We start from the raw sequence: 1,502 nt of genomic DNA on the forward strand, positions 1-1,502 counted from the left end.
CATGAAAACCGACCCGTCAGGCAACACCGCCATACCCGACTGGGGCCAATACCTCATCTACGGCATCGCCCTCGCCGCAGCCGCCATCACCACCGGCATCACCCTCGGCCTCGGCGGCGGCGCCCTAGCCGTCGGCATCGCCCTCGCTGGCGCCGCCCTCGACGGCGCCAGCGCCGCCCTCGACATCGCCGCCCTCGCAACCGGACGCGACCAGCTCAACGACCCCCTCAACTATATGTCCCTCGCCTTCGGAGCCGTCGGCATCCTCCTCGGAGGCGGCGCTGGCATCGGAGTCGGCGTGAGCAGAGCCCCGAAGGCGATCAAGGCAGCCGACGAGGCACCACTGGTCGATAACGTAACGGTCGCGGCCGACGCGGGATCCTCGCCGCTCTCTCCTTTCGATCAATCCTTCACACCTCTCGAGGACATCGCCGGGGGCTATGAATTCATGCAAAATAAATTCGCCGGGTATATCCACATGAACAACAAGTACAACAGCAAGGTGCCTATGCACTTCAGGAAGTCCATGGGGATGCTCAGTAATGTTCCAGAGCGATGGCTCGATGTCCTGCTTAACGGAATGAAAGCGTCATCGTCACCATATGCAGGAATACACGGTCACTCCAGCTTCAAAAACGGCTCCAGTCGATACAATCAGACACCTCTCTCCATGCATCTGTTCAATTCAAAGCATATGGCATCTGCGCAAAATAGACGGAGAGTTCCGCTCAACCTGGTCCCCCTTCACGAGTTCGGCCACTTTGTATGCGATGTGATGGGTTTTGACAGGGCCGGCGGCGATGTAGCTGCCTTCCGGGACGAGTGGACAGAGAAGATACTGAAAGAAACCGTAGATAACGCGAATGAAGCGGAGGCTCAAAAGTACCTTACGGATCCACATGAATTCTGGGCAGAGGCTTTTGCCGTAGCCCTTGACCCGGCAGGGCAAGCGAAGCTATTCGACCTTGAGGGTTCAAGGGAGGCAATAATTGACTTTTTTATGAAAAAAGATGTTCTCTAGAGAGCGTCTGCCAGGAGGTGCATCCGGAAAGCAACCAGTCACACCGCGCTCACCAGCCACCGCGCGGACGGCTACGTGCTGCTGGGTGGCACGTCGCGGGCGTGCGGTTCTCCCGCACACGGCTTTCCGGCATCGTTCACCGACTGGCATGCGCCGTCGCCCTGTGCACGTTTCCGGTAAGGCGGTAAACCCCGAGCCGGGTGATCAATCCGTAAGTGAATCGGGTGGTCCAGTTCCGACCGCGGAGTCTGTGTTTTCGGTTCGTGGACGCAGCCGTCGACGGCGTTGAACTTCCGCCCGGAGTTCCGTTGCGGAAGTACGCTGCCCAGCGCCCGAAGTACGGGGTTGAGGCCGACAACCACGGCGGTCACTGGCCGTTCGGTCTTAGTGCCTGACTGAGAACCGGTGACGGTAAGTGGAGTGGCACGTTCGAGTGGTGTGGCCTGGAATGCGAATGCCTGCAATGACGCCAGAGCTCCCG

General features: G+C 59.5%; 1 protein-coding gene. It reads left to right on the plus strand.

Features of this window, described 5'->3' with window-relative positions; all coding sequences use genetic code 11:
- Positions 1-1,021, plus strand: a 1,021-nt coding sequence (locus AC07DW_RS34460) for a hypothetical protein (protein ID WP_478861527.1), incomplete at its 5' end; no start/stop codon positions are given.
- Positions 1,022-1,502: the final 481 nt, after the last annotated feature.

The sequence above is a fragment of the Streptomyces sp. NPDC045701 genome, from assembly GCF_056432045.1.